This is a genomic window from Sphaerisporangium sp. NBC_01403 (assembly GCF_045040145.1).
GTDB lineage: Bacteria > Actinomycetota > Actinomycetes > Streptosporangiales > Streptosporangiaceae > Sphaerisporangium > Sphaerisporangium viridialbum.
Genome location: NZ_CP109534.1, coordinates 6,891,339 through 6,913,899, shown reverse-complemented (window position 1 = coordinate 6,913,899; position 22,561 = coordinate 6,891,339). Strand labels below are relative to the sequence as shown.

The window sequence follows — 22,561 nt, the reverse complement described above, 5'->3', positions numbered from 1 at the left end:
GCGGTAGCGGGTTCTACCCGGGCCTGCGGGCGCTGGCCACGAGGTGGATGCCCACCGTGTCGTCGTCGTCCGGATGCGCGTCCAGCTCCGTGCGGACGAGCCAGTTGAGCGCCCGGGTGTCGGCGGCCAGCACGTGGTCCACGGTCGAGGGCGACAGCACCGTGCGCGGCCGTACCCACTCGACCTCCAGCCCGGCGTCGGCCAGCAGCTCTCGGAGCTGGGCGCTGGTGAAGCAGCGGGTGATGCTGCCATCGGGCCACGGCACGAGCATCACCTCACCGGTGCCGGTCTGGCACAGGTGAGCCCAGTAGTTCTGCTCTGCCATGATCGCCATGCCCAGCACCAGGGAGTCGACGCAGGCGAGCACGCGGCCGCCCGGCTTCAGGACGCGGACGACGTCCTCCATCGTGGACTCGGCCATGAGTTCGAGCGACAGCACGCGCTCCTCGGCGATCACCGCGTCGATGGAGGCGTCGGGCAGGAAGCCGAGATCGTCGGCCCGCACCCTGCGGATCCTGTTGGAGGCGTCACGCAGCCAGGGATCGGGCGCGCGCCGGAAGTCGACCACCTCGATGACGTGGTGCCCCGCGCCCGCCGCCTGGGCGGGCCAGCGCCCGCGCCCGCCGGACAGATCGAGCAGCAGGCATGGCCGCTCGGGGAGCCATCGCCGCAGCTGCTCGGCCACGACTGCGTGGTAGAAGGTCCAGTACGGCCCGAGTGCGCCTGAGCCGTTCAGTTCGTTGGCTGGGATGGGCAGCACGAGTGGCTCCTGGACGGTCGGGGCTCCGGGGAATCGCTACCAGCCGGTACGTATCTTTTTCCCCGTACCGGGTCGTTCGTCACCTTCTACTTACCGGGAACAGATGCTATGCCTCGCGTGTTGCAGACGCGTGTAAACACGCGAGGAGGTTCCGTCCCATGCTGATGGCCGAGGTCGGTGATCGGACGGCCGTGCTCAAGCCGGTATTCTCGGCTGTGTACGGCGCGTATAAGGGGGTGGGTCCGGTCTCCAAGACAGCCGAGGAGACTCTGGAGCAACGCAGCGAGCGGTTCGAGCGCGACGCGATGCCGTATCTCGACCAGCTCTACTCCGCCGCGCTCCGGATGACCAGGAACCCCGCGGACGCGGAGGACCTGCTCCAGGACACCTTCGCCAAGGCCTTCGGGTCCTTCCACCAGTTCCAGGAAGGCACCAACCTCAAGGCCTGGCTCTACCGCATCCTGACCAACACCTTCATCAACAGCTACCGCAAGAAGCAGCGGGAGCCCAAGCAGTCCGGCACCGAGGAGATCGAAGACTGGCAGCTCGCGCGTGCGGAGTCGCACACGTCGGCCGGTCTGAAGTCCGCCGAGGTCGAGGCGCTTGAGCACCTGCCCGACAGCGACATCAAGGACGCGCTCGCCGCGCTGCCCGAAGATTTCCGCATGGCGGTCTACCTGGCCGATGTCGAGGGGTTCCCGTACAAGGAGATCGCCGACATCATGGGCACCCCCATCGGGACCGTGATGTCACGTCTGCACCGGGGGCGGCGTCAGCTGCGGACCCAACTCGAGGACTACGCGCGCGGACGCGGGCTTGTGCGATCGGAGGAGCCGTCGTGACGGAGCGCGGCGAGATTGATCAATCATCGGTGGCGACAGGCGGTCGTGGATGTGGCGCCCTGGCGAGGTGTTGGGCATGAGCTGTGGCAAGCCGCACGACACGGACTGCAAGGAAGTGCTGGACAAGGTCTACACCTTCCTCGACGGCGAGCTTGACGAGCACAGGCGGTCCGACATACGCCAGCATCTCGACGAGTGCGGGCCCTGCCTTGAGGAGTACGGCCTCGAGACGGTCGTCAAACAGCTCGTCGCCAAGCATTGCGGATGCGACACCGTGCCGGAGGATCTGCGGTCGAAGGTCCTCAGGCGCATAGAGTCCGTCCGGGCTCAGCTCGCGGCCGAGTGACCCACGGGGTGATCCCCTAGTATGCCGGGATGCGGATACTCGTGACCGGCGGCGCCGGGTTCATCGGATCGACCCTCGTGGACCGGCTGCTGGCCGACGGGCACGAGGTCGCCGCGGTGGACGACCTGTCGTCGGGCGAGCGCGCCAACCTCGCCGCGGCGGTGGGGAACCCCAGGTTCCAGCTCCACGAGCTGGACATCAGGGAGCCCGCGCTGAACGGTCTGATGACCGAGTGGAGGCCCGAGGTCGTCTGCCACCTCGCCGCGCAGATCAGCGTGCGCGCCAGCGTGGCCGACCCGGTGTTCGACGCCCGGCTCAACGTCGGCGGCACCGTCAACGTGCTGGAGGCCGCCCGCACGGCCGGGGCCAGGAAGGTCGTCTACGCCTCCTCCGTCGCGGTGTACGGCCGCCCCGCAGTGATCCCGGTGCCGGGCGACGCTGTTCCCGACGCGCGCTCGCCGTACGCGGCCTCCAAGCTGAGCGGCGAGATCTACCTGTCGATGTACCGCGCGCTGCACGGCCTGGAGTACACCACGCTGGTGCTGTCGAACGTCTACGGCCCGAGGCAGTCGCCCCTGGGCGAGGCGGGGGTCGTCTCGATCTTCACCGACGCGCTGCTGCGCGGCACGCCGACCGTCGTCTACGGCGACGGCTCCCAGACCCGCGACTACATCTTCGTCGACGACGTGGTCGACGGGTTCGCGCGCGCCTGCGGGGGGCGGGGCGACGGGCGCAGGTTCAATCTCGGTACGGGCGTGCGGACCACCGACCGCGAGCTGCACACCCTGGTGGCCACCGCCGCCGGCGCGCCCGACGAGCCGCGCTCGGAGCCGGTCAGGCTCGGCGACCTCCCGGCCATGGCGGTCGACCCCTCCCCGGCGCTCGAAGGCCTCGGCTGGCGCCCCCGCACCGAGCTGCTGAACGGCCTCAAGGCCACCGTCGAATGGGCGAGATCGCGTTAGCTCCGGGTAGTGGTTTGATTACGCTTTGGATGCGATTCTTCGACTTCCCGTACGGGTCACCTCGCTTTCTGTAGCCTGAAGCCGGACTCGATGGGGAGGCGGCGCATGGTGAAGGCAATGGCCACACGCATGGTGGCGGCCATGGCGATCGGCGGCCTTGGGTGGGCACTCGGTCAGCTCGCTCTGGCGGTTCTCCTGGGGGGCACGGTCGAAGTGCCCTCGGGCATCTCCTGGACCTGAGCGCATGCCCGTGACGGCCCGAGGCGGCGGCATTGCGTGATCTACCTTGGCCGGCGAAGGTCTACCTCATCCTGATCGTCGGGGTGGCCGCGGCACTGATCGGGCGGGGTCTCATCGCCCCGGGCGGTTTCGGCGAGCGCGAGTGGCCCACCCTGCTGGTCCTCGCCCTGCTGTTCCTGGTCTGCGAGTCGGTCCCGACCCTGCTCAACGTCGAGCAGGCGGCGATGTCGGTCAGTTTCTCCGCGGCCCTGGCGGCCGTGGTGCTGGTGGGCGACGTGGGCGCGGCCCTGGTCGGGGCGACCGCCGTCCTCAGCGTGCGGCCCGGCCTGCCGCTGCACAAGCGGCTGTTCAACGGCGCGCAGTTCGCCATCTGCGGCTACACGGCCGGGTGGGTCTTCGACCGGCTCGGGGGGCACCACGACGTGCCCGGCGCCGACCGGTTCACCGACATGCTCGGTCCCTTCATGGGCGCGGCGGCGGTGTTCGTGCCGCTCAACTTCGTGCTGTTCGCGGTCATGCTCTCGCTGGCCGGGCGGCTGCGCACCGGCGAGGTCCCGCTGCGCGGGCTCGCCCAGTTCTTCGTCTCCTACCTCGGGTACGCCACGTTCGGCCTGCTGATCGCCGGGCTGTGGGCCACCGTCCAGTCGATCTCGGCGGTGCTCGTGCTGCTGCCGCTGTTCATCGCCAGGTGGGCCTTCGGCCAGTACCTCGCCCAGCAGCGGTCGTACGACGCGACGATCGCCGCCCTGTGCCAGGCGGTGGAGACCAAGGACTACTACACCCGGGGCCACTGCACCCGCGTCTCCAGCGCGTCCACCATGATCGCCCAGGAGATCGGCATGGGCCCCGAGCGCATGCGGGCCATCGGCTACGCCGGGATGCTCCACGACGTCGGCAAGCTCGGCGTCCCCACCAAGGTCCTGCAGAAGGAAGGCCGCCTCACCGAGGAGGAGTACGCCGCGATCCAGCTCCACCCGATGCGCGGCCTCGAGATCGTGCGGGGCATCGACTTCCTGGACGAGGCCTTCGCCGGCATCATGCACCACCACGAGCGCCAGGACGGCGGGGGTTACCCCATGGGCCTGGCCGGGGCCGAGATCCCCGAGTTCGCCCGCATCATCGCGGTGGCCGACGCCTTCGACTCCATGACCTCGGACCGCGCCTACCGCAAGGCGAAGTCCCTCGACGAGGCGATGGCCGAGCTGCGCAAGGGTGCCGGCACGCAGTTCGACCCCGTCATGGTCGGCGCCTTCATCAGGGCGCTCGACCGGCGCGGCTGGGACCCCCCTGGCAAGATGCCCGTGCCCGACGACGAGACCGTCGAGACCGTCGCCAAGGACCACGACGATCCGACCATGCCGATCGAAGTGGCGTCCGAGCGGTGACCGCGGCGACCCGGCCCCTGCAGGGGCTCGACTCCGGCCAGCTCCTGCTCATCTGCGCCGCCGGCATGGTGACCGTCGCCGGCGTGGCGCACACGGCGGCGGTGGGCCTTCTCGACGCCGAGATCGCGGTCGCCTTCGGCCTGCTGGTCGCCGCCGGCGAGCTCGCCAGGCTCACGATGCCGGGCAACAGGGAGGTCGCGCCCATCGGGGCCGCCGCCGCGCTCGGGTACACCCTGCTGCTCGACGTGGGAGGCGTGCCGACGCGGCATTCGGCGCTCCAGGTGGTGGCCGTCATGGCGGCGGGCATGACACTCGGCGCGCTGCCCCATCTGGCGGTCGGCAGGCCCCCGCAGCTCGACGCGATCGCGCGGCGGCTGCTCTCAGGGGCGCTGCTCGCCTTCGCCTACCGGCCCCTGGCCCCGACGCTGTACGCCACCACCGACCACGGCACCGGCACGTGGTGGGTGGTCCTCGGCGTGATGGCCGTGCTGATCACGGCGATGCTGACGGCCGACGTGCTCATCGCCGCCGTGCTCAGGGCCGAGCAGGTCCGCACGGCCTTCCACGTGGCCATCCGCGACGAGCTGCGCATGGCCGCGCCGCTCGGCGCCGCCGTCGCCGCCTCTGGCACCCTGCTGGCCCTCGCCTCGCACAGCATGAACCTCGCCGCCCTGGTGGTGTTCGCGGCCCCGCTGCTGGTCACTCAGGTCGCCTTCCGCAAGTACGCCGGCATCCGCGCCACCTACCTGCAGACCGTACGGGCGCTCGCCCGGGTGACCGAGGTCGGCGGGTACGTCGAGCCGGGGCACTCGCGCCGGGTCAGCCGCCTGTCGCTCGCGATCGGCAGGGAGCTCGGCATGGCCGAGCCCGAGCTGCTGGAGCTGGAGTACGCCGCGCTGATGCACGACATCGGCCAGCTCTCCCTGCGCGACCCCATCCCCGGGGGCGCCACCGTGCTCACCGATCCCGAGCAGGCCCGCAGCATCGCCGAGCTCGGGGCCGAGGTCATCAAGAAGACCGGCGTGCTCGACCGGGTGGCCGAGATCGTGCGCCGCCAGGGCGACCCTTTCAACGGGCCCGACCTGCCGCCGCTCGCCAGCCGCATCATCAAGGCGGCCAACGCCTACGACGACCTGGTCGGCGGGTCCACCGACCGCGACCGCGCGGCGGCGGCGCTGGAGCGGCTGCGCGTCGACGGCGGCGACGAGTACGACCCCACGGTGGTGGAGTCGATGGCCAGGGTCGTCGATCGGCCGGCCCCTCTCCACCGTCTCTGAGATTCCCGCCCTTCGAGGGCAGATGTTTCATCCATATGAGCGTCCTGCGCGCCCGCGCGCCGTTGTGGACTTCCTACAGGCGGGACACGGGGGATCGGTGGTTTCGCGCGAGGGGTTCTGCGGAGTCTCGGGCCATAAGGTGGTGAACCGTCGAAGGGGGTGCGGCCGGTGTTCGAGAGCGTTCTGGTGGCCAATCGTGGAGAGATCGCGCGGCGGATCGTGCGTACGGTGAGGGCCATGGGCCTGCGGGCGATCGTGGTGCACTCCGAGGCGGACATCGATCTTCCCTTCGTCCGGGAGGCGGACGAGACCTTCCTGCTCGGCCCGGCGGCCCCCGCCCAGAGCTACCTCGACATCGCCAAGGTGATGGAGGCGTGCCGGGTGACGGGCGCACAGGCGGTGCACCCCGGCTACGGCTTCCTGGCCGAGAGTGCCGCCTTCGCCCGGGCGGTCACGGAGGCGGGCCTGGTGTGGATCGGGCCCTCTCCCGACGCGATCGAGCGCATGGGCGACAAGATCAACGCGCGTAACCTCATGGAGCGGGCCGGAGTGCCGGTGGCCGCGGGCACCCGCGAGCCGGTGACCGGGCCGGCCCAGGCCCTGGCCTCGGCGGCCGAGATCGGCTACCCCGTCATGGTCAAGACGGCGGGGGGTGGCGGCGGCATCGGCATGGGCGTCGCCCATGACGAGGCCGGGCTAACCAAGGCCTTCGAGACCGCCTCCCGGGCCGCCGAGCGCTTCGGCGGGGGAGGCGGCGCGGCGCCGGCGATCCTGCTGGAGCGTTACATCGAGCGGGCGCGCCATGTCGAGGTGCAGATCCTCGGGCTGGCGGACGGCACCGTGGTCGCGCTCGGCGAGCGCGACTGCTCGGTCCAGCGCCGCCACCAGAAGGTCGTCGAGGAGTCCCCTTCGCCGGGCATCACCCCCGAGTTGCGCGAGCGCATGCTGGCCGCCGCCGTCCGGGCGGGGGAGGCGGTCGGCTACCGGGGCGCGGGCACCGTGGAGTGCCTCGTGGACGCCGACGCGCAGGACTTCGTGTTCCTGGAGATGAACACCCGGCTCCAGGTGGAGCACCCGGTGACCGAGTTGGTCACGGGCATCGACCTGGTCGAGCAGCAGTTGCGCGTCGCGGCGGGGGAGCCGGTGACGTTCCCGGTGGCCTCGCGGGGGCACGCCGTCGAGCCGAACGGCCACGCCATCGAGTTCCGCGTGTACGCCGAGGACCCCAAGCGGTTCTTCCCTGGGCCCGGCAAGATCGGGGTCTGGGAGGAGCCGACCGGCCCCGGCATTCGTCTCGATTCCGGATATGTCGCAGGAAACACGGTCACTCCGTTCTACGATCCGCTGATGGCGAAGCTCTGCGTCCACGGCGCCGACCGTGAGGAGGCGCTGGCCAGGGCCCGCGAGGCCGTGGCCGCCTTCCGTGTCGAAGGGCCCAAGAACAACCTGCCGTTCTGCGCTGAGCTGCTGGACAACGCCGAGTTCATCAGCGGCGACTACGACACCGGGCTGGTCGCCCGCATGCGTTCGTGACGCCGGGCCGTGCACCCGTCGACTCCGCGCTCTCGCGCGGGTGGGACGATGAGCACAGCCCTCTGGCACAGTTGGATCATTTGATTGAGGGGAGTTCCGGTGGCGGAAGTACGTGCCGAGATGGTGGCGAACGTCTGGAAGGTCGTCGCGGCTGAGGGCGACAGCGTGACTGAGGGCGACACGCTGGTCATCCTGGAGTCGATGAAGATGGAGATCCCGGTGCTCGCCGAGGACTCGGGCGTCCTGAGCCGGCTCAAGGTGGCCGAGGGCGACGTCATCCAGGAGGGTGACCTGATCGCGGTCATCGAGTGAGGCGGGCCCACGAGCGGGGCGGGGCTCAGGCTCAGCCGGAGAGCCCCGACAGGAAGCGCTCGCGGTCGACGACGACGCGCTCGATGGTGGCGGTGGCCACCGTGCGCTTACTGTCCCGCGCGGTGACCTCGAAGACCAGCCGCCGGCCGTCCACCTCGACGAGCTCGGCGGTCACCTCGACGTGCGTGCCGACGGGGCTCGCCGCGCGGTGCTCCAGCGTCACCTTGGTGCCGACCGACGTCTGCCCGGGGGCGAGGTGGTCGTGGACGGCCCGCACGGTGGCCGCCTCGGCGATCGCCAGCAGGCGGGGGGTGCCGAGCACGGGGACGTCGCCGCTGCCGATCTTGGCGGCGGTGTCCCCCCGTTCGACCATGATGAGCACCACGGCGCGCAGCCCCGCATCGATCGTCATGTCGGCAAGCCTATTGCGGCGGGCACGCGGTGCTGCCGCGCGGCCGGATGGTGCCCGCCATCCCGTTCGCACGGTCTCGCACCACCTTCACCGGTTGGCGACGTTGGCGGTGAACGATGGAATACGCTCATTGCGTGAGCCCCTACTGCGACCATTGCGGGCGTCTCGACGGAGACGAGGACCACTCCGCATGCCATGCCGCGCGGGACATGGAGCCGCCCCGCTACTGCCCGGCGTGCCGTCGCCGGCTGGTGGTGCAGGTGACGCCACGGGGCTGGTCCGCCCGCTGCGTCGAACACGGTGTGACGGCACGCTGACATCCCGGCGTGAACCGTGTGACCACAGGGTTTTGTGACACCAGCGTGATCTGGCTGCGACACAAATCCGCTTTGTTGGAGAACTCTGGGGTGGCGTCGGTGTTGGACGGATTGGGGTAAGCGGGGGAGAGATGGTGGCCCAAGGGACCACGCTGGCGGGACGTTACCGGTTGGACGTCCGTCTCGGCGCCGGCGGCATGGGCGAGGTGTGGCGCGGCGAGGACATGGTCCTTGCCCGCACCGTCGCCGTGAAAGTGCTCTTACCAGGCCGGATGGATGATCCGGGCTTCGCGGCCCGCTTCCAGGGGGAAGCACGCGCGATGGCCACGATCAACCATCCGGGTGTGGTCGACGTCTATGACTACGGCGTGAGCGACGTGCCGGGGGACGGTCCCACCGCCTATCTCGTGATGCGGTTCGTCGACGGCGAGCCGCTCGACCGCCTGCTCACCAGGCTCACCCGCATCGCGCCCGAGCCCGCCATGGAGCTCATCGCGCAGGCCGCCTCGGCCCTCCAGGCCGTGCACGACCGGGGCATCGTGCACCGCGACGTCAAGCCGGGCAACCTGCTGGTCCGTCCCGACGGCACGCTCGTCCTCACCGACTTCGGCATCGCCCGCGCCGACATGGGCCACCGGCTGACCGACGCCGGCATGGTGCTCGGCACGGCCGCCTACTGCGCGCCCGAGCAGGCCGAGGGCCAGCCGGTCACCCCGGCCGTCGACCTGTACGCCCTCGGCGTGGTCGCCTACGAGTGCCTGGCCGGTCACCGGCCGTTCGACGGCGACACCCCCGTCACCATCGCCCTCAAGCACATCCGCGAGGACCCGCCCCCGCTGCCGCCCGACGTGCCTCCGGCCGTACGGCATCTCGTGGAGCGTGCCCTCGTCAAGGATCCGGCCCGCCGCTGGCGCAGCGCGGCCGAGATGAGCGTGGCCGCGCGCCAGGCCATGCGCGACGACACCGGGGCCTCGGTGGCGGTGTCCGGCATGGCCGGCCTCACCGGCATGGTCTCCTCGGAACGCACCACTTCCGGGCCCGGCCACCCGCACCAGCTCGCGGCGCCCGAGACCGGCGCCCATGCGAGGCCCGCCTGGCACGAGGGCGACGGCGTCCAGCCCACCACGGCCACGCCTCCGCCGTACATCCTGGCGACCTCCACTTCTCCCTCCGCCGCTCATCCGCCGCCCTCAGGGGCCCCTCAGAGCCCGCCCGGCACCCCTCCGGGGCAGCGGGGCGCCCGAGGCCGCCGCGCGGCCGCTCCCAAGCGAGGCAAGGCGGGTCTGATCGCCGGTGTCATCGCCGTGGGAGTCCTGCTCGGCGGGGCGGGCGCGGTGGCGTTCAGGCAGGTCGCCGACAAGGGGGCGGCAGCGGCGGGCGTCGTGGTGACAGAGACGCCCACGCCCAGCGAACCTGAGGCGACGCGCACGCGCACCCGTCCGCCGAAGCCAGGGCCGACGGCCACGCGTCCCTCCGAGGCCACCGCCGGGCAGACGGACGAGCCGTCGAGCACGCCGACCGAGGCCACCCCGACGGACACGGGGACGCCCTCCCCCACCCCGTCGAAGACGCGCACGCCGTCGCCCACCCCCACGAAGGTGCCGGCGGCGAAGAAGACCGTGCCCGGGGTCATCAACCTGACCCAGCAGCAGGCGATGGCCAAGCTCCGGGCCGCAGGCTTCAAGTCCAAGGTGGACGTCAGCGGGACCCCGAGCGACGAGGGCTGCACCCGCGTGCTCGATCAGGACCCGATCGCGAGCACCTCCTGGCCCGTCGACCGCTACGTGACGATCATCGTGGAGCAGGGCATACCCTGCGGCGAGGACCCCAGCGGCGCTCCGAGCGGCACTCCGACCCCCTCGGCCACCTGACCCCGGCTCCGGCGGCCGTCTCAGGGACGCCGCCGGGGGCCGGTGGCCGTGCGGTCAGATGCCCGTGGTGGTGCGCGGGTAGGCGATCTGCGGGTCGGTCGCGATGTTGACCATGTAGGGCACGCCCGAGTCGAACGCCCGGCGCAATGCGGGCCCGATCTCCTTCGGAGAGGTCACCAGCTCGCCGCCGCCGCCGAGCGCGGTGACGACCTGGTCGTACCTGCACTGCGGCTGCAGCTCGGCCGCCACGTCGTACCCGTACAGCATCTGCATGGGGTGCTTCTCGAGGCCCCAGATGCCGTTGTTGCCACAGATCATCACGACGGGCAGCTTGTGGCGCACCAGCGTGTCGACGTCCATCAGCGAGAACCCCGCGGCGCCGTCGCCGAGCAGCAGCACGACCTGCGAGGACGGGCGGGCGATGCGGGCGGCGATGGAGTAGCCGAGCCCGGTGCCGAGGCAGCCGTACGGCCCGGGGTCGAGCCAGCAACCGGGCCTGCGGGGCTCGATGTACTTGCCGGCGTAGGAGACGAAGTCGCCGCCGTCGCCGATGACCACGGCGTCGTCGGCAAGGATGCGGTTGAGCTCGCCGTAGATGCGCATCGGGTGGATCGGGTCGGCGTCGGACTCCATCAGCTCGGCGTCGCCCGAGACGGCCGCCGCGGAGGCCTCGGCCAGCTTGGTGACCCACGCCGCGTGGGACGCGGGCGACACCCCCGCCTCGGCGCAGGCGGCCCGCAGGCCCCAGAAGACCAGGGACAGGTCTCCGGCGGTCGAGGCGGCGGTGCCCACGTGGGTGGCGAGCTGCGACGGCGCGTCGGCCAGGTGCACGACCTTCGCCAGGGGGGCGCCGTCCCTGCCGCCGAAGAAGCCGTAGCCGAGGCGGAAGTCGAGCGGGGTGCCCGCGACGATGACCAGGTCGGCCTGGGAGAACGCGATGCCGCGCGCCCGGGTCACGAGCAGGTCGTGCCCGGCGGGCAGGATGCCGCGACCCTGCCCGTTGGGGATCACCGGCAGCCGGAAGGCCTCGGCGAAGTCGCGGGCCACCTCCTCGGCGCGGTCCATCCAGACGTCCGACCCCAGCACGAGCACGGGGCGCTCGGCCTGGGCGATCAGCCGCGCGATGCCGGCGAGCGTCTCGGGGTCGGGCTCAAGGGGGGACGGCGTCAGCGTCTCGGCCTCGTGCGCGGGGGAGGGCGAGAACAGGTGGTCCATGTAGAAGTCGAGGAACACCGGGCCGCGGTGCGGGGCGATCGCCGTGCGGAACGCCATCTCGACGTCCTGGCCGATGGAGTCGGCGCCGCCGGCCGTGAAGGCCAGCTTGGTGATCGTCTCGAACAGCGGGGGGTGGTCCATCTCCTGGAGCGCGCCCGACCCCCAGCGGGAGGCCGGGGCGCGGCCGCCCATGACCACGACGGGCGAGCCGTTGAAGTGGGCGGTCGCGACACCGCTGACACCGTTGGTGATGCCGGGGCCGGCGGTGAGCACAGCGAGCCCGGGTTGTCGGGTCAGCCTGGCCGTGGCCTCAGCGGCGAAGACCGCGCTCTGCTCGTGCCGCACATCGACGATGCGCATGCCCTCGTGGACGGCCCCGTCGTACAGAGGGAAGACGTGGCCGCCCGAGAGGGTGAACATGACCTCGGCACCGTAGGCCCGTGAAACGGCGACCGCGATGTCACCGGCGTGCTTTGCAGACTCCATGACGTGAACTTACCTTTTCTGTCCCCGGTCAATCCTTGAGGGCTCATATGAGCTGCTCAAGGGGCGACTCTAGGGTCAGAGCGTCGGCGAGAGAGCCTTGATGGGCATCTTCAGGTCCGCCAGGAGCTCCAGGTCTTGCTCGGGGGAGCGGCCCAGCGTCGTCAGGTAGTTGCCGACGATGATGGCGTTCACCCCGCCGAGCATGCCGTCGCGCGTGCCGAGGTCGCCCAGCGTGAGCTCGCGCCCGCCGGCGTACCGCAGGATCGTGCGCGGCAGCGCCAGCCGGAACGTCGCGATCGTCTTCAGCGCCTCGGGACCCTCGACCAGCGGGAACGACCCGAACGGCGTGCCGGGGCGCGGGTTGAGGAAGTTCAGCGGCACCTCATCGGGACGCAGCTCGCCGAGCTGCCCGGCGAACTCGGCCCGCTGCTCCCTGGTCTCGCCCATGCCGATGATGCCGCCGCAGCACAGCTCCATGCCGGCCTCGCGGACCATCTCGCAGGTCTGCCAGCGCTCCTCCCAGGTGTGGGTGGTGACCACCTGGCCGAAGTGGGAGCGCGCGGTCTCGAGGTTGTGGTTGTAGCGGTGGACGCCCATCTCGGCCAGCTCGTCGACCTGCTCCTGGGTGAGCATGCCGAGTGAGCAGGCGACGTTGATCTCGACGGCCTCGCGGATGGCCTTGACGCCCTCACGGACCTGGTCCATGAGGCGCTGGTCGGGCCCGCGCACGGCCGCGACGATGCAGAACTCGGTGGCGCCCGTCTGGGCCGTCTCGACGGCCGCCTGGACGAGCGAGGGGATGTCGAGCCAGACGGATCGGACGGGCGAGGTGAACTGCCCGGACTGGGAGCAGAAGTGGCAGTCCTCCGGGCAGCCGCCGGTCTTGAGGGAGATGATGCCCTCCACCTCGACCTCCGGGCCGCACCATGCCATGCGCACCTCGTGGGCGAGCGCGAGCAGCTCGGGAATGCGGTCGTCCGGCAGCTCAAGGCATCGCAGGGCCTGAGCTGAGGAGAGCCCCCGGCCTTCTTCGAGTACCTGAACCCGGGCGATCTCCAAGATGTCCATACTCATCGGTCCTGCTGCTCCCTTGTCGGTTGCGTCACAGACTAAGGGTTGCCCGGAACCGAGAAGAGTCGAACCCGCCCCCTAGCAGGGGCCCCAGTCCGTCATGGGCCACCCGCGCGAACGCCGTGCGGCCGAGCGACCCGGCGCCCTCAGGCAGCGCCCCCGCCAGCGGCCGTGCGGCGAGCGTCTCCAGGTCGGCGACGTTGCTACGGTCGGCGACGCCCGGCTCGCGCGGCCAGGAGCCGATCACCAGGCCCGCCAGATCGAGCCCCCGGCCCGCGAGGGCCTCCAGCGTCAGCGCCGTGTGGTTCAGCGTGCCGAGCCCCGCCCTGGCCACCACCAGGACGGGGGCGCGCAGCGTGCGGGCCAGGTCGGCGATGGTGGCGCCTTCCTCGTCGAAGCGCACCAGCAGCCCCCCGGCGCCCTCGACGACCACCAGGCGGTGTGTCTCCGCCAGCTCGGCGGCGCGCTCGGCGACCCCGGCCAGGGAGACGGGAGGAAGGCCGGACGCGCGTGCGGCGGCGGCCGGGGACAGCGGGTCGGGGAAGCGCCCGAACTCGAACGTCGTGGTCACCCCGGACAGCCGGATGACCTCGTCGAGGTCGCCGGGCTCGTCCGCGGCGACGCCCGTCTGCGCGGGCTTCACCACCGCGACGGGCACCTCGCGCAGGCGCGCGAGCGCGGCCACGGCGGCGGTGACCACGGTCTTGCCCACACCGGTGTCGGTGCCGGTGACCACCAGAATGCTCACCGGCACCACCCTAGAGGCCCGCGGACGCGGTGGCGGGCAGCCCCTACGGCCGTCCTGCCTGCGGCCCGCCGGTCTCCGGGGGCCTGCGGAGGCGCGTGACGAACTTGTACCGGTCGCCTCGGTAGAGCGACTGGGCCCACTCGACCGGATTGCCCTCGGCGTCGAAGGCGTGCCGGGTGAGCAGCAGCATCGGCAGGCCGACGTCCACACCGAGGACCTGGGCGTCGTACGGGGTCGCCAGCACGGTCTCTATGATCTCTTCTGCGTCGGTCAGCTGGACGTTGTAGGCGTTGTGCAGGGTCTCGTACAGGGAGGCGTGCACCTCCAGCTCCCGCCGCAGCCGCGAGAAGCGCCGTGCGGACAGGTGGGTGGTGTCGATCGACATCGGCTCGCCGTTGGCCAGGCGGAGCCGGTGGATGCGCAGCACGCGCCCGCCCGGGTTGATGCACAGGCGGCGGGCGAGGGTCTCGTCGGCCGTGATGTAGTTGATGTCGAGGATCTTGGTGTCGGGCTCCAGGCCGACCGTGCGAAGATCCCCGGTGTACGACGTGAGCTGCAGCACCTGGGCGACCTTGGGCTGGGCGACGAAGGTGCCCTTGCCCTGGATGCGCAGGAGCCGCCCCTCGATGACCAGCTCGGTGAGCGCCTGCCTGACGGTCGTGCGCGAGGTCTCGAAGCGCACGGCGAGGGCACGCTCGGGCGGCAGCGCCGCTCCAGCGGGCAGAGACTTGGTGAGTTCCAGCAAGTTCCGTTTGACGTCGTAGTACTTGGGAATCCGGGGAGAGTCTTCCGTCACACGTTCACCTTCATCTCGGCCACGGCGGTGAGCGCGTGTCCGATCACCGCGAGATCATCCGAACTCAGATTGGCCCGTGCGGTCAATCTCAGACAAGACCGGCCGGTCGGCACCGACGGCGGGCGGAAGCACCCGGCGCGCACTCCGTGCTCCGCGAACACCGCTGCGGCGGAGAGCGCGACGTGCGGAGGGCCGAGCACGACCGGCACGACGGCCGCCGCCGGGTCGGTGGTGAGAAGGCCACGGTCCCCGGCCGCGCGGGCCAGCGCCGACGCATTGTGCCGTGCCTGTCTTGGCAGGTCAGGATGGTCGCCCACGATATCAAGCGCCGCGAGTGCGGCGGCGACGGCGGACGGCGCGAGGCCGGTGTCGAAGATGAACGACCTGCCCGTGTCGATCAGGGCGTCTACCACCTCGGACGCCCCTAGCACAGCTCCGCCCTGTGATCCGAGCGACTTCGACAGTGTGACGGTTCTCACAACGGTCGGGGCGTCCGCGAGCCCCGCGTCGTACACCGCGCCGCGTCCGCCCTCGCCGACCACGCCCAGGGAGTGCGCCTCGTCCACGACGAGCAGGGCCCCGTGCCGTACGGCCGCCGTGTAGAGGTCGGCGATGGGGGCGAGGTCGCCGTCGACGGAGAAGACCGCGTCGGTGACGACCAGCGCGTGCTCCTCGGCGCGGTTCGCCAGCGCCTTCTCCACCGCCTCTACGTCCTTGTGCGGCGTGACGGCCACCCTGGCGCGCGAGAGGCGGCAGGCGTCGATGATCGAGGCGTGGTTGCCCTCGTCGCTCACCACCAGCCCGCCGGCGCCCAGCGTCGCGACCGCCGCGAGGTTCGCCAGGTACCCGGAGGAGAAGACCAGCGCCCGCCTGGCGTGGGCGAAGGCCGCCAGCCGCTCCTCCAGCTCGGCGTGGAGCGTCGTCGTGCCCGTGACGAGCCGCGAGCCGGTCGAGCCGGTGCCCCACCTTCCGGTCGCTTCCATGGCCGCCACGACCAGCCGCCCGTCGCGGGACAGCCCGAGGTAGTCGTTGGAGGCCAGGTCGATGAGTCCGTCGTGGTCGGGGGTGCGGGGGCGCAGGGCGCGCCTGAGCCCGGCCGCCTCACGGATGGCGGCGGCCGAGCGCAACCGCGCCAGGGGATCTGTGTTCATGGTCTCGCCAGGGTCGATGCTGTTCACGTGGCCTCTCCCGTGCCGGCGGCAGGGCTCGTGATTCGGCGCGCGCCGGGGTCATCCTCGGTCTCGGTCGTGCCGGCCGCCACGCTCGCCGGACGCTCCACAGGGTGAGCGGGCACTTCTGTGTGCTCCATTAGGGGAATCTTCCCAGGGCCGGTGCCGTCGATTCGCTTTGGGCCGGGGTTAGCACGCATGATGCTGAGGTGCCGACTCTCAGCGACCTGGTGGCGCGCCACACCACTCTCGACCCGGCCGACCTGGAGTGGATGCATTCGCTGGTCACCGACTGGCAGCTTCTCGCCGACCTGTCCTTCGCCGACCTGATCCTGTGGATCCCCCTGCGGGACGAGTCCGGGTGGGTGGCCGTGGCGCAGATGCGCCCGACGACGGGTCCCACGGTGTACCACGACGACGTCGTCGGCTCGATCGTGGCCGCGGGGGAGCGACCCCTGATCGACACGGCGTGGAACGAGCACCGCATCTGCCGCGAGGGCGATCCCGACTGGTCCAGCGGCGTGCCCGTGCGCGAGGAGACCATCCCCGTGCGGCGCGACGACCACTTCGTGGCGGTCATCCAGCGCTCCACCAACCTGTCGTCGGCGCGCACGCCGTCCCGGCTGGAGCTCACCTACCTGCAGAGCGCGTCCGACCTGGCGCAGATGGTGGCCGAGGGCCGCTTCCCCTTCCCCGAGGCGGCGCCGATCCTGGTGCGGTCCCCGAGGGTCGGCGACGGCCTGCTGAGGCTCGACCGCGCCGGCCGGGTGACGTACGCCTCGCCCAACGCGCTGTCGGCCTACCGGCGGCTCGGGCTCAACGCCGACCTGGTGGGCTCCGAGCTCGGCAAGACGACCGCCGCGCTGTGCTACTCCGACGAGCCCATCAACGAGGACCTCATGCTCGTGGCGAGCGGCCGATCGCCTCGGGAGACCGAGGTCGAGGCCGGCGCCAACGTCGTGCAGCTCCGCGCGATCCCGCTCGTCGTGGGCGGCGGGCGCATCGGCGCGCTGGTGCTCATCAGGGACGTCACCGAGCTGCGCCGCCGCGAGCGCGAGCTGCTGACCAAGGACGCGACCATACGCGAGATCCACCACCGGGTGAAGAACAACCTCCAGACGGTTGCCGCGCTGCTGCGGCTCCAGGCGCGGCGGCTGCGCATCCCGGAGGGCCGCGAGGCGCTGGAGGAGGCGGTGCGCCGGGTGGGCTCGATCGCCATCGTGCATGAGACGTTGTCCCACACTCCCGAGGAGATCGTCGACTTCGACGACATCGCCGACCGCGTGATCTCGATGACCGGCGAGGTGTCGGCGGCCAACGTCATGCCGCGCCGGGTGGGGAGCTTCGGCATGCTTCCCGCGATGATCGCGACCCCGGTGGCCATGGTGCTGACCGAGCTGCTGCAGAACGCCGTCCAGCACGGCTTCTCGTACGGGAGCGGCACCATCAAGGTGATCGTCTCGCGCACCGAGGAGAGGCTCGACCTCGTGGTGGCCGACGACGGCGAGGGTCTTCCCGAGGGCTTCGACCTGGAGGCGTCGACCAGCCTCGGCCTGCAGATCGTCCGCACGCTCGTGGTGGGCGAGCTGTCGGGCCGCCTGGCCGTCGAGCCGCGTCAGGGCGGGGGCACGGAGGTCTCGATCACCATCCCGGTGCAGCCGGTCTAGCGGTCACCGCCCGCCGCGGGTCCTGACCGGGCCCGGACACTGCGACGCCCGGCCATCGCGTGAGGCGATGCCGGGCGTGTGAAGTTCCGTACGCCGCGACGCTGGGGCGGTGCGGAAGGCGTGTGTGATCCGGAGCTCGCTTCCGGACTCGGGGCTTCGTTTCGTGCGACGCGTGCGGGCTCAGACACCCGCGCGGGCGCGGGCGCGGGCCGTGCGGCGCTTGAGCGCACGACGCTCGTCCTCGCTCAGACCGCCCCACACGCCGGCGTCCTGGCCGGACTCGATGGCCCACTTCAGGCACGGCTCGCTGACCGGGCAGGCGCGGCAGACCTGCTTGGCCTCTTCGATCTGCATGAGTGCCGGTCCGGTGTTGCCGATCGGGAAGAACAGCTCGGGGTCCACGTCACGGCAGGCAGCGCGGTGGCGCCAGTCCATGCGTTCCACTCCTTCGTAGGTGGAGCCTGCGGCTCCGTCCGGTGACGGATGTTTGTGAACAATTTCACTAACAAGGGCGAAATTTTGCCTGGGCCTTGGGTTTGGGGGTCCAGGAAACTCGCGTGATCGCCGCAGACCTTCGAGGAACAGGGTGGGATCCTCAAACGTCCTACGTTCCGACGTCGTGTTGAGCTTTTCAGGCATGCCCAGGTCACGCAAGAGGTTTGGTAGAACGTTTTGCCGGATATGGATGTCGGATGCATCACACTATGACGGCATGTGACGGATTAGACCAGAACTTGTAACGCGCCGGGAACAGAGCGGAAAGTAACCCTCTCGCGCTCGCCGAGATAGTCGCCGTCAAGCTGGAAGGCCACGGGCCGCCTGGCCGACAGGGTGAACTCCTCCTCGTCGTGCACATGGACAAGATGCCCGCCTCGAGGCAGGCCAACCCGGTCGCCGATGATCTGCCGGATCAGCCTCGCCATGGCGGCCATGCCCATGCGCCGCAGGCCGAGCAGGTCGAGCCCGGTGTCGAACCCCGCCCACGGCGTGGGGTTGACCGGCCGGTCGCCGATGTAGGTCCACGGCGCGGTGTTGCAGATGATCGTCATGAAGATGCCCTCGATGTGCCTGCGGTGAGGCCGTTCCAGCCGGAGGGCCGGGCGATGGCGGTCGGTCATGAAATAGTGCCGCAACGCGGTGTTGACGTAGCGTCTCGGCGAGGCCTTGTACCCGGCGCTCCGCAGGCCCTCCACGGCCCGGACGACCTCCGCGTCGTACCCCAGCCCCGCACAGAAGGTGAAATATCGGCTGTTGGGGGACGCTTCGGTGGTCTCGCCGGAGGAGTCGTCGCCGAGCGCGCCATCCTCCCAGATCGCCTGGCCAAGGTTGACGGTGCGGCGCCGTCCCTCCCGGATCGCCTCCAGCACCGCGCCCATCGCCTCCACGGGATTGTTCGGCAGCCCGAGCGAGCGGGCGAAGACGTTGGCGCTGCCACCGGGGATCACGATCAGCGCAGGCCGTGCCCGGTCGCCGTCCAGAATGCCGTTGACGGCCTCGTTGATGGTGCCGTCGCCGCCGAGGACGGCGATCACGTCGAAGCCCTTCTCGCGCGCGCTGCCCGCGAGCACGGTGGCGTGCCCTCTGTACCCGGTCTCCTCCACCGTCAGGTCGACGGCCGCACCCAGCGCGCGTATGAGGACATCCCTCGTACGACGGTTGGTCGACGTCGCCATGGGATTGATCAGGAGGAGTGCGCGCATGTCGCCCAGCGTATCCACCGGTCGAGCACCTGCGACCTGGGTCAAGTAGGGTGACGCGATATGTTGAACCGTCCGGTGACCCTTGTCGTGGCCGCCGTCGTCCTCGCGATCGAGGGTCTCACCGCCGTCGTGCTGGGCGGCTATGCCGCCGTGGAGACCATCGTCGGCAAGCCGGCCGACCTGGGCAGCTCCATCGTCGTATCGGCGTTCGGCATCCTCATCGGCGCCGCCCTGATCTGGGTGGCGTGGGGCGTGCTGCAGGCGGCACGGTGGAGCCGGGCCCCTGGTGTGGTCACGCAGATCTTCGCGCTGCCGGTCGCCGTCTCGCTGGTCCAGTCGGAGCAGACGGTGCCCGGCGTGCTCCTGATCGTGGTGGCGCTGGCCGGTCTGGTCGCGCTGCTGGCGCCCGCCACGACGAAGGCCATGATCGGAGAGTAGCCCGACCGGTGGCCGGCCGGGGCAGGGTGGACGCTCGGCGGTCAGTCTTCGGCGGTGAGGCCCTCGCGGAGCTGGGCCAGGGTGCGGGCGAGCAGGCGCGAGACGTGCATCTGCGAGATGCCCAGCTCAGTGGCGATCTGCGACTGCGTCATGTTGCCGAAGAAGCGCAGCAGCAGGATGCGCTTCTCGCGGGGCGGCAGGCGTTCGAGCAGCGGCTTCAGCGACTCGCGGTACTCCACGCCCTCCAGGGACTCGTCGACGATGCCGAGCGAGTCGGACACAGCCGGCGCGTCGTCGTCACCGGAGTCGGGAGCGTCGAGGGACACCGTGGAGTAGGCGTTGGCGGACTCCAGGCCCTCGAGCACCTCTTCCTCGGTCATCTGCAGGTGCGCGGCCAACTCGGCGACGGTCGGCGCCCGGCCCTGCCGCTGCGACAACTCGCTGATGGCCTTCGTTAGCGAGAGCTTGAGCTCCTGCAGGCGGCGCGGCACCCGTACCGCCCAGCCCTTGTCGCGGAAGTGACGCTTGATCTCGCCCACGATGGTCGGGGTGGCGTACGTGGAGAACTCCACGCCACGCGCCAGGTCGAAACGGTCGATCGACTTGATCAGGCCGATCGTGGCGACCTGGGTGAGGTCGTCCAGCCACTCGCCCCGGTTGCGAAAGCGGCGGGCGAGGTACTCGACCAGGGGCAGGTGGAGCTCGACCAGCTCGTCGCGGATGCGCTGGCGACGCGGGTCGTCGGCGGGCAACTCTGCCAGCTCGCCGAACAGCCCACGGGCCCGAACCCTGTCGGGGACGGTGCTGTCACTGCCGGCCACGGCCCGGGTCCTCTCCGTCACGACAGCCTCGCAGCGCCTCGGCGCTTGTGCAGCACGATTGCCATGCGGTCGGGTGTGTCGGTCTCGGCGTCCACATCGTCGGCCAGCGCGGTGAGCACCATCCAGGCGAAGTCATCGCGCTTGGGCTCGGCCCGCCCGACGGTGCTGACCTCGACCCGGACGATCATCTCCTGGCCGGTCAGCTCGAACTCGGCGATCAGATCGGTGCCGGGCACGGCGTGGCCCAGCAGCATGGCGCACGCCTCGTCGACCGCGATACGGAGATCCTCGATCTCGTCCAGGGTGAAGTCGAGGCGCGCCGCCAGCCCCGCCGTGGCCGTGCGCAGCACGGACAGGTAGGCACTCGCAGCGGGCAGACGCACGCTCACCGCGTCACGGATCCCCGCGACTCCACCAGGGATGCCGCCAGCACGCGTCGCTGTCTCGTCGGTCACGTTCCTCCTCGCACAGAGCTGCTGATTAGCAACTTACCGCCCCGTGCCCCGTGTTGCAGGACTGGGACGCGCCGATAGTCGTGATCTTGCAGAAATGCGGCCGGTTTCCCTGACGTCCCGCTGTCCTTTCGTTGACATCCAGGCGCGTTTGCCGGGCCCCTGGCCTCATGAAAGCCGCTGGCCCCGCGCGAAAGGCGACCGCGCGAGGCCAGAACGGGCGCGCGGGCTCAGGCGGCCTTGGTCTCCCAGAAGATCTTCGAGATATCGTCGATCTTCCCGAGCAGGTCGTCGGCCTTGCCCACGTCCACGGTGCCCTTGGCTCCCGCGGCTCCGGCCAGCTTCGTAGCGTCCCAGAAAAGCTGGTGGAGCTGCGGGTACTGCTCCAGGTGCGGGGGCTTGAAGTAGTCGGTCCACAGCACCCACAGGTGGTGCTTCACCAGTTCGGCGCGCTCCTCCTTGATCGACAGAGCGCGGGCACGGAACACCGGGTCGTCGTTGTCGGCGTACTTCTGCATGATCGCCTTCACGGACTCGGCCTCGATGCGAGCCTGGGCGGGGTCGTACACCCCACAGGGGAGATCGCAGTGCGCGGAGGCCACATGGCTCGGCCGCAACAGTCGTGCGAGCATCGGTTTCCTTCCTTGATGCTGATAACAGACAGCACTATCCAGTGCCCAACTTACTAGCCTTGATTCACGGAGATGGCAGGGGATGTCGTTCATCAGGGTGCGCGTCGAAGGCGATTCGATGTTGCCCGTTCTGCGGCCGGGGGACTGGCTCGTCGTCCGCCGCGGCGCGGCGGTGCGGCCCCGCGATCTCGTCCTCGCGCGGCTCCCCGGCGACCCCGCGACGATGATCGTCAAGCGGGCGGCGTGGCGGGACGGCGACGGCTGGTGGCTGGAGAGCGAGAACCAGCGGGCACCAGGGCGCAAGGACAGCTGGGACTTCGGCGCGGTGCCGCCGTCACTGGTGCTCGGCCGCGTGGTGCTCCGTTACTGGCCGGTCAGGCACGGCGTACGGCCGCGCTGACGCGCGCGGCCGGGCGGCGTCAGGCGCGGTGGCCGCTGAGGTCACGGCGGCGGGCGCGGTAGGCCGCCACGTTGGCCCGGCTCGCGCAGCGCTCCGAGCAGTAGCGGCGCGACCGGTTGGAGGAGGTGTCGAGGTAGGCGCGGCGGCACGGGGACGCCTGGCAGAGCCCGAGCCGGTCCACGCCGAGCTCGGTGACCAGCGCGGTCAGCCCCATGATCGCGCCCGCGGCGTACTCGTCGGAGAGCCGGCCGCCCTCGGTGAGGTGCAGGTGCCAGCGCTGGCCGTCGTGGCGGGAGATCTGGGGATGGACAGGGTGCCGCGTCAGCAGGGCGTTGAGCCGGTCGACGGCGTTCTGCTCGTCGTGACGCGCCGCCGCCGCGAACACGGCCGCCAGCTCGCGGCGCAGCTCGCGCAGCACATCGAGGTCGGCGCGGGTGAGGCGGCCCGCCTGTCTCGCGCGGCCCGCCTGGACGAGGAACCGCCGGGCGCCCTCTAGTGAGCCCAGCGCGTCCTCGCCGTTGACCAGCAGCACCGCCAGCTCGGCGTATGAGGTCAGGTCCACTGTGGAATTCCACCCGCTGTAAGAGACGAGTCGGGATATCGAGTATTACACGAAACGGGGCGTCCACCGATGTTCCACGGGTGCGGTGGCGCGGGTTGCGGCGGTGCAGAGGGCGCTGGACGGGGTGGCCGGTGGCGCCGGTACGGG

The 22,561-nt window shown here is 70.8% G+C and carries 25 protein-coding genes; 12 read left to right on the top strand and 13 right to left on the bottom strand.

Annotated features, from left to right (window positions below):
• Nucleotides 1–13: 13 nt before the first annotated feature.
• Nucleotides 14–760, bottom strand: a complete 747-nt coding sequence (locus OG589_RS30885; protein WP_405141452.1) for a class I SAM-dependent methyltransferase — start codon at nt 758–760, stop codon at nt 14–16.
• A 236-nt stretch (nt 761–996) separates the two neighbouring features.
• Between OG589_RS30885 and OG589_RS30880 the strand changes: the two genes are divergently transcribed.
• From OG589_RS30880 to OG589_RS30845, 8 genes are all read left to right on the top strand, one after another.
• Nucleotides 997–1,602, top strand: a complete 606-nt coding sequence (locus OG589_RS30880; RefSeq protein ID WP_392839169.1) for a sigma-70 family RNA polymerase sigma factor — start codon at nt 997–999, stop codon at nt 1,600–1,602.
• 76 nt (nt 1,603–1,678) lie between these two features.
• Nucleotides 1,679–1,948 (top strand): mycothiol system anti-sigma-R factor, encoded by a 270-nt coding sequence (gene rsrA / locus OG589_RS30875; protein ID WP_405141450.1) that lies wholly within the window; start codon nt 1,679–1,681, stop codon nt 1,946–1,948.
• 29 nt (nt 1,949–1,977) lie between these two features.
• Nucleotides 1,978–2,910 carry an NAD-dependent epimerase/dehydratase family protein gene (locus OG589_RS30870; protein WP_405141448.1) on the top strand — a complete coding sequence of 311 codons (933 nt, stop codon included), beginning with the start codon at nt 1,978–1,980 and terminating at the stop codon, nt 2,908–2,910.
• A 117-nt stretch (nt 2,911–3,027) separates the two neighbouring features.
• Nucleotides 3,028–3,150, top strand: a complete 123-nt coding sequence (locus tag OG589_RS30865) for a hypothetical protein (RefSeq protein ID WP_405141447.1) — start codon at nt 3,028–3,030, stop codon at nt 3,148–3,150.
• A gap of 32 nt (nt 3,151–3,182) precedes the next feature.
• On the top strand, nt 3,183–4,535 hold the full coding sequence (locus OG589_RS30860) for an HD-GYP domain-containing protein (protein ID WP_405141446.1): 1,353 nt from the start codon (nt 3,183–3,185) through the stop codon (nt 4,533–4,535).
• Nucleotides 4,532–5,812 (top strand): HD-GYP domain-containing protein, encoded by a 1,281-nt coding sequence (locus tag OG589_RS30855; protein WP_405141444.1) that lies wholly within the window; start codon nt 4,532–4,534, stop codon nt 5,810–5,812. The genes OG589_RS30860 and OG589_RS30855 overlap by 4 nt, the downstream gene beginning before the upstream one ends.
• A 168-nt stretch (nt 5,813–5,980) precedes the next feature.
• On the top strand, nt 5,981–7,345 hold the full coding sequence (locus OG589_RS30850) for an acetyl/propionyl/methylcrotonyl-CoA carboxylase subunit alpha (RefSeq protein WP_405141442.1): 1,365 nt from the start codon (nt 5,981–5,983) through the stop codon (nt 7,343–7,345).
• Between the two features lie 99 nt (nt 7,346–7,444).
• On the top strand, nt 7,445–7,657 hold the full coding sequence (locus tag OG589_RS30845; protein WP_405141441.1) for a biotin/lipoyl-binding carrier protein: 213 nt from the start codon (nt 7,445–7,447) through the stop codon (nt 7,655–7,657).
• 31 nt (nt 7,658–7,688) lie between these two features.
• Here the strand turns inward: OG589_RS30845 and OG589_RS30840 are convergent, their stop codons facing one another.
• Nucleotides 7,689–8,069 carry a thioesterase family protein gene (locus tag OG589_RS30840; RefSeq protein WP_405141439.1) on the bottom strand — a complete coding sequence of 127 codons (381 nt, stop codon included), beginning with the start codon at nt 8,067–8,069 and terminating at the stop codon, nt 7,689–7,691.
• Between the two features lie 448 nt (nt 8,070–8,517).
• Here OG589_RS30840 and OG589_RS30835 point away from each other — a divergent pair, with 448 nt between their 5' ends.
• Complete coding sequence (locus OG589_RS30835) at nt 8,518–10,257, top strand: protein kinase domain-containing protein (RefSeq protein WP_405141437.1); 1,740 nt, start codon at nt 8,518–8,520, stop codon at nt 10,255–10,257.
• A 54-nt stretch (nt 10,258–10,311) separates the two neighbouring features.
• Here OG589_RS30835 and OG589_RS30830 read toward each other — a convergent pair whose 3' ends face one another.
• The 5 genes from OG589_RS30830 to OG589_RS30810 all read right to left on the bottom strand — a co-directional run bounded on the left by OG589_RS30830 (nt 10,312) and on the right by OG589_RS30810 (nt 15,724).
• Nucleotides 10,312–11,958 (bottom strand): acetolactate synthase, encoded by a 1,647-nt coding sequence (locus OG589_RS30830; RefSeq protein WP_405141435.1) that lies wholly within the window; start codon nt 11,956–11,958, stop codon nt 10,312–10,314.
• A 75-nt stretch (nt 11,959–12,033) separates the two neighbouring features.
• Nucleotides 12,034–13,032, bottom strand: coding sequence for a biotin synthase BioB (bioB, locus tag OG589_RS30825; RefSeq protein ID WP_405141433.1), 999 nt, complete (start codon nt 13,030–13,032; stop codon nt 12,034–12,036).
• Nucleotides 13,033–13,060: 28 nt separating this feature from the next.
• Nucleotides 13,061–13,777: a dethiobiotin synthase gene (gene bioD / locus OG589_RS30820; protein ID WP_405141431.1), complete on the bottom strand. Its 717-nt coding sequence runs from the start codon at nt 13,775–13,777 to the stop codon at nt 13,061–13,063.
• Between the two features lie 43 nt (nt 13,778–13,820).
• Nucleotides 13,821–14,573, bottom strand: a complete 753-nt coding sequence (locus tag OG589_RS30815) for a GntR family transcriptional regulator (RefSeq protein ID WP_405141430.1) — start codon at nt 14,571–14,573, stop codon at nt 13,821–13,823.
• Nucleotides 14,570–15,724 carry an 8-amino-7-oxononanoate synthase gene (locus OG589_RS30810; RefSeq protein WP_405152164.1) on the bottom strand — a complete coding sequence of 385 codons (1,155 nt, stop codon included), beginning with the start codon at nt 15,722–15,724 and terminating at the stop codon, nt 14,570–14,572. The genes OG589_RS30815 and OG589_RS30810 overlap by 4 nt, the downstream gene beginning before the upstream one ends.
• A 227-nt stretch (nt 15,725–15,951) precedes the next feature.
• On the opposite strand from OG589_RS30810, the gene OG589_RS30805 reads away from it, so the two are divergent.
• Nucleotides 15,952–17,409 (top strand): histidine kinase N-terminal domain-containing protein, encoded by a 1,458-nt coding sequence (locus tag OG589_RS30805; RefSeq protein ID WP_405141429.1) that lies wholly within the window; start codon nt 15,952–15,954, stop codon nt 17,407–17,409.
• 180 nt (nt 17,410–17,589) lie between these two features.
• Here OG589_RS30805 and OG589_RS30800 read toward each other — a convergent pair whose 3' ends face one another.
• Together OG589_RS30800 and OG589_RS30795 are read right to left on the bottom strand one after the other, a co-directional pair.
• Complete coding sequence (locus tag OG589_RS30800; RefSeq protein ID WP_358550943.1) at nt 17,590–17,844, bottom strand: WhiB family transcriptional regulator; 255 nt, start codon at nt 17,842–17,844, stop codon at nt 17,590–17,592.
• A gap of 287 nt (nt 17,845–18,131) precedes the next feature.
• Nucleotides 18,132–19,109 (bottom strand): diacylglycerol/lipid kinase family protein, encoded by a 978-nt coding sequence (locus OG589_RS30795; protein ID WP_405141428.1) that lies wholly within the window; start codon nt 19,107–19,109, stop codon nt 18,132–18,134.
• A gap of 60 nt (nt 19,110–19,169) precedes the next feature.
• On the opposite strand from OG589_RS30795, the gene OG589_RS30790 reads away from it, so the two are divergent.
• On the top strand, nt 19,170–19,547 hold the full coding sequence (locus OG589_RS30790) for a hypothetical protein (RefSeq protein ID WP_405141427.1): 378 nt from the start codon (nt 19,170–19,172) through the stop codon (nt 19,545–19,547).
• Nucleotides 19,548–19,588: 41 nt separating this feature from the next.
• On the opposite strand, the gene OG589_RS30785 is transcribed toward OG589_RS30790, so the two are convergent.
• The 3 genes from OG589_RS30785 to sodN all read right to left on the bottom strand — a co-directional run bounded on the left by OG589_RS30785 (nt 19,589) and on the right by sodN (nt 21,452).
• A complete protein-coding gene (locus OG589_RS30785) occupies nt 19,589–20,389 on the bottom strand; it encodes an RNA polymerase sigma factor SigF (RefSeq protein WP_344952723.1) in 801 nt (266 codons plus the stop codon).
• Nucleotides 20,386–20,823 (bottom strand): anti-sigma factor, encoded by a 438-nt coding sequence (locus OG589_RS30780; RefSeq protein ID WP_405141425.1) that lies wholly within the window; start codon nt 20,821–20,823, stop codon nt 20,386–20,388. The genes OG589_RS30785 and OG589_RS30780 overlap by 4 nt, the downstream gene beginning before the upstream one ends.
• Before the next feature lie 227 nt (nt 20,824–21,050).
• Nucleotides 21,051–21,452 carry a superoxide dismutase, Ni gene (sodN, locus tag OG589_RS30775; RefSeq protein WP_405141423.1) on the bottom strand — a complete coding sequence of 134 codons (402 nt, stop codon included), beginning with the start codon at nt 21,450–21,452 and terminating at the stop codon, nt 21,051–21,053.
• Nucleotides 21,453–21,570: 118 nt separating this feature from the next.
• On the opposite strand from sodN, the gene OG589_RS30770 reads away from it, so the two are divergent.
• The gene (locus OG589_RS30770; RefSeq protein ID WP_405141421.1) at nt 21,571–21,852 is read left to right on the top strand and encodes a S24 family peptidase; all 282 of its coding nucleotides are present in this window, start codon (nt 21,571–21,573) and stop codon (nt 21,850–21,852) included.
• 19 nt (nt 21,853–21,871) lie between these two features.
• On the opposite strand, the gene OG589_RS30765 is transcribed toward OG589_RS30770, so the two are convergent.
• Nucleotides 21,872–22,414 (bottom strand): CGNR zinc finger domain-containing protein, encoded by a 543-nt coding sequence (locus OG589_RS30765; protein ID WP_405141419.1) that lies wholly within the window; start codon nt 22,412–22,414, stop codon nt 21,872–21,874.
• Between the last annotated feature and the right edge of the window lie 147 nt (nt 22,415–22,561).

Bases quoted from the DNA above. Each gene is read 5' to 3' on its own strand.
- rsrA (WP_405141450.1), top strand. From the start codon at position 1,679: ATGAGCTGTGGCAAGCCGCACGACACGGACTGCAAGGAAGTGCTGGAC.
- OG589_RS30870 (WP_405141448.1), top strand. From the start codon at position 1,978: ATGCGGATACTCGTGACCGGCGGCGCCGGGTTCATCGGATCGACCCTC.
- OG589_RS30865 (WP_405141447.1), top strand. From the start codon at position 3,028: ATGGCCACACGCATGGTGGCGGCCATGGCGATCGGCGGCCTTGGGTGG.
- OG589_RS30840 (WP_405141439.1), bottom strand. From the start codon at position 8,069: ATGACGATCGATGCGGGGCTGCGCGCCGTGGTGCTCATCATGGTCGAA.
- OG589_RS30835 (WP_405141437.1), top strand. From the start codon at position 8,518: ATGGTGGCCCAAGGGACCACGCTGGCGGGACGTTACCGGTTGGACGTC.
- OG589_RS30830 (WP_405141435.1), bottom strand. From the start codon at position 11,958: ATGGAGTCTGCAAAGCACGCCGGTGACATCGCGGTCGCCGTTTCACGG.
- bioB (WP_405141433.1), bottom strand. From the start codon at position 13,032: ATGAGTATGGACATCTTGGAGATCGCCCGGGTTCAGGTACTCGAAGAA.
- OG589_RS30810 (WP_405152164.1), bottom strand. From the start codon at position 15,724: ATGAACACAGATCCCCTGGCGCGGTTGCGCTCGGCCGCCGCCATCCGT.
- OG589_RS30800 (WP_358550943.1), bottom strand. From the start codon at position 17,844: ATGGACTGGCGCCACCGCGCTGCCTGCCGTGACGTGGACCCCGAGCTG.
- OG589_RS30795 (WP_405141428.1), bottom strand. From the start codon at position 19,109: ATGCGCGCACTCCTCCTGATCAATCCCATGGCGACGTCGACCAACCGT.
- OG589_RS30790 (WP_405141427.1), top strand. From the start codon at position 19,170: ATGTTGAACCGTCCGGTGACCCTTGTCGTGGCCGCCGTCGTCCTCGCG.
- sodN (WP_405141423.1), bottom strand. From the start codon at position 21,452: ATGCTCGCACGACTGTTGCGGCCGAGCCATGTGGCCTCCGCGCACTGC.
- OG589_RS30770 (WP_405141421.1), top strand. From the start codon at position 21,571: ATGTTGCCCGTTCTGCGGCCGGGGGACTGGCTCGTCGTCCGCCGCGGC.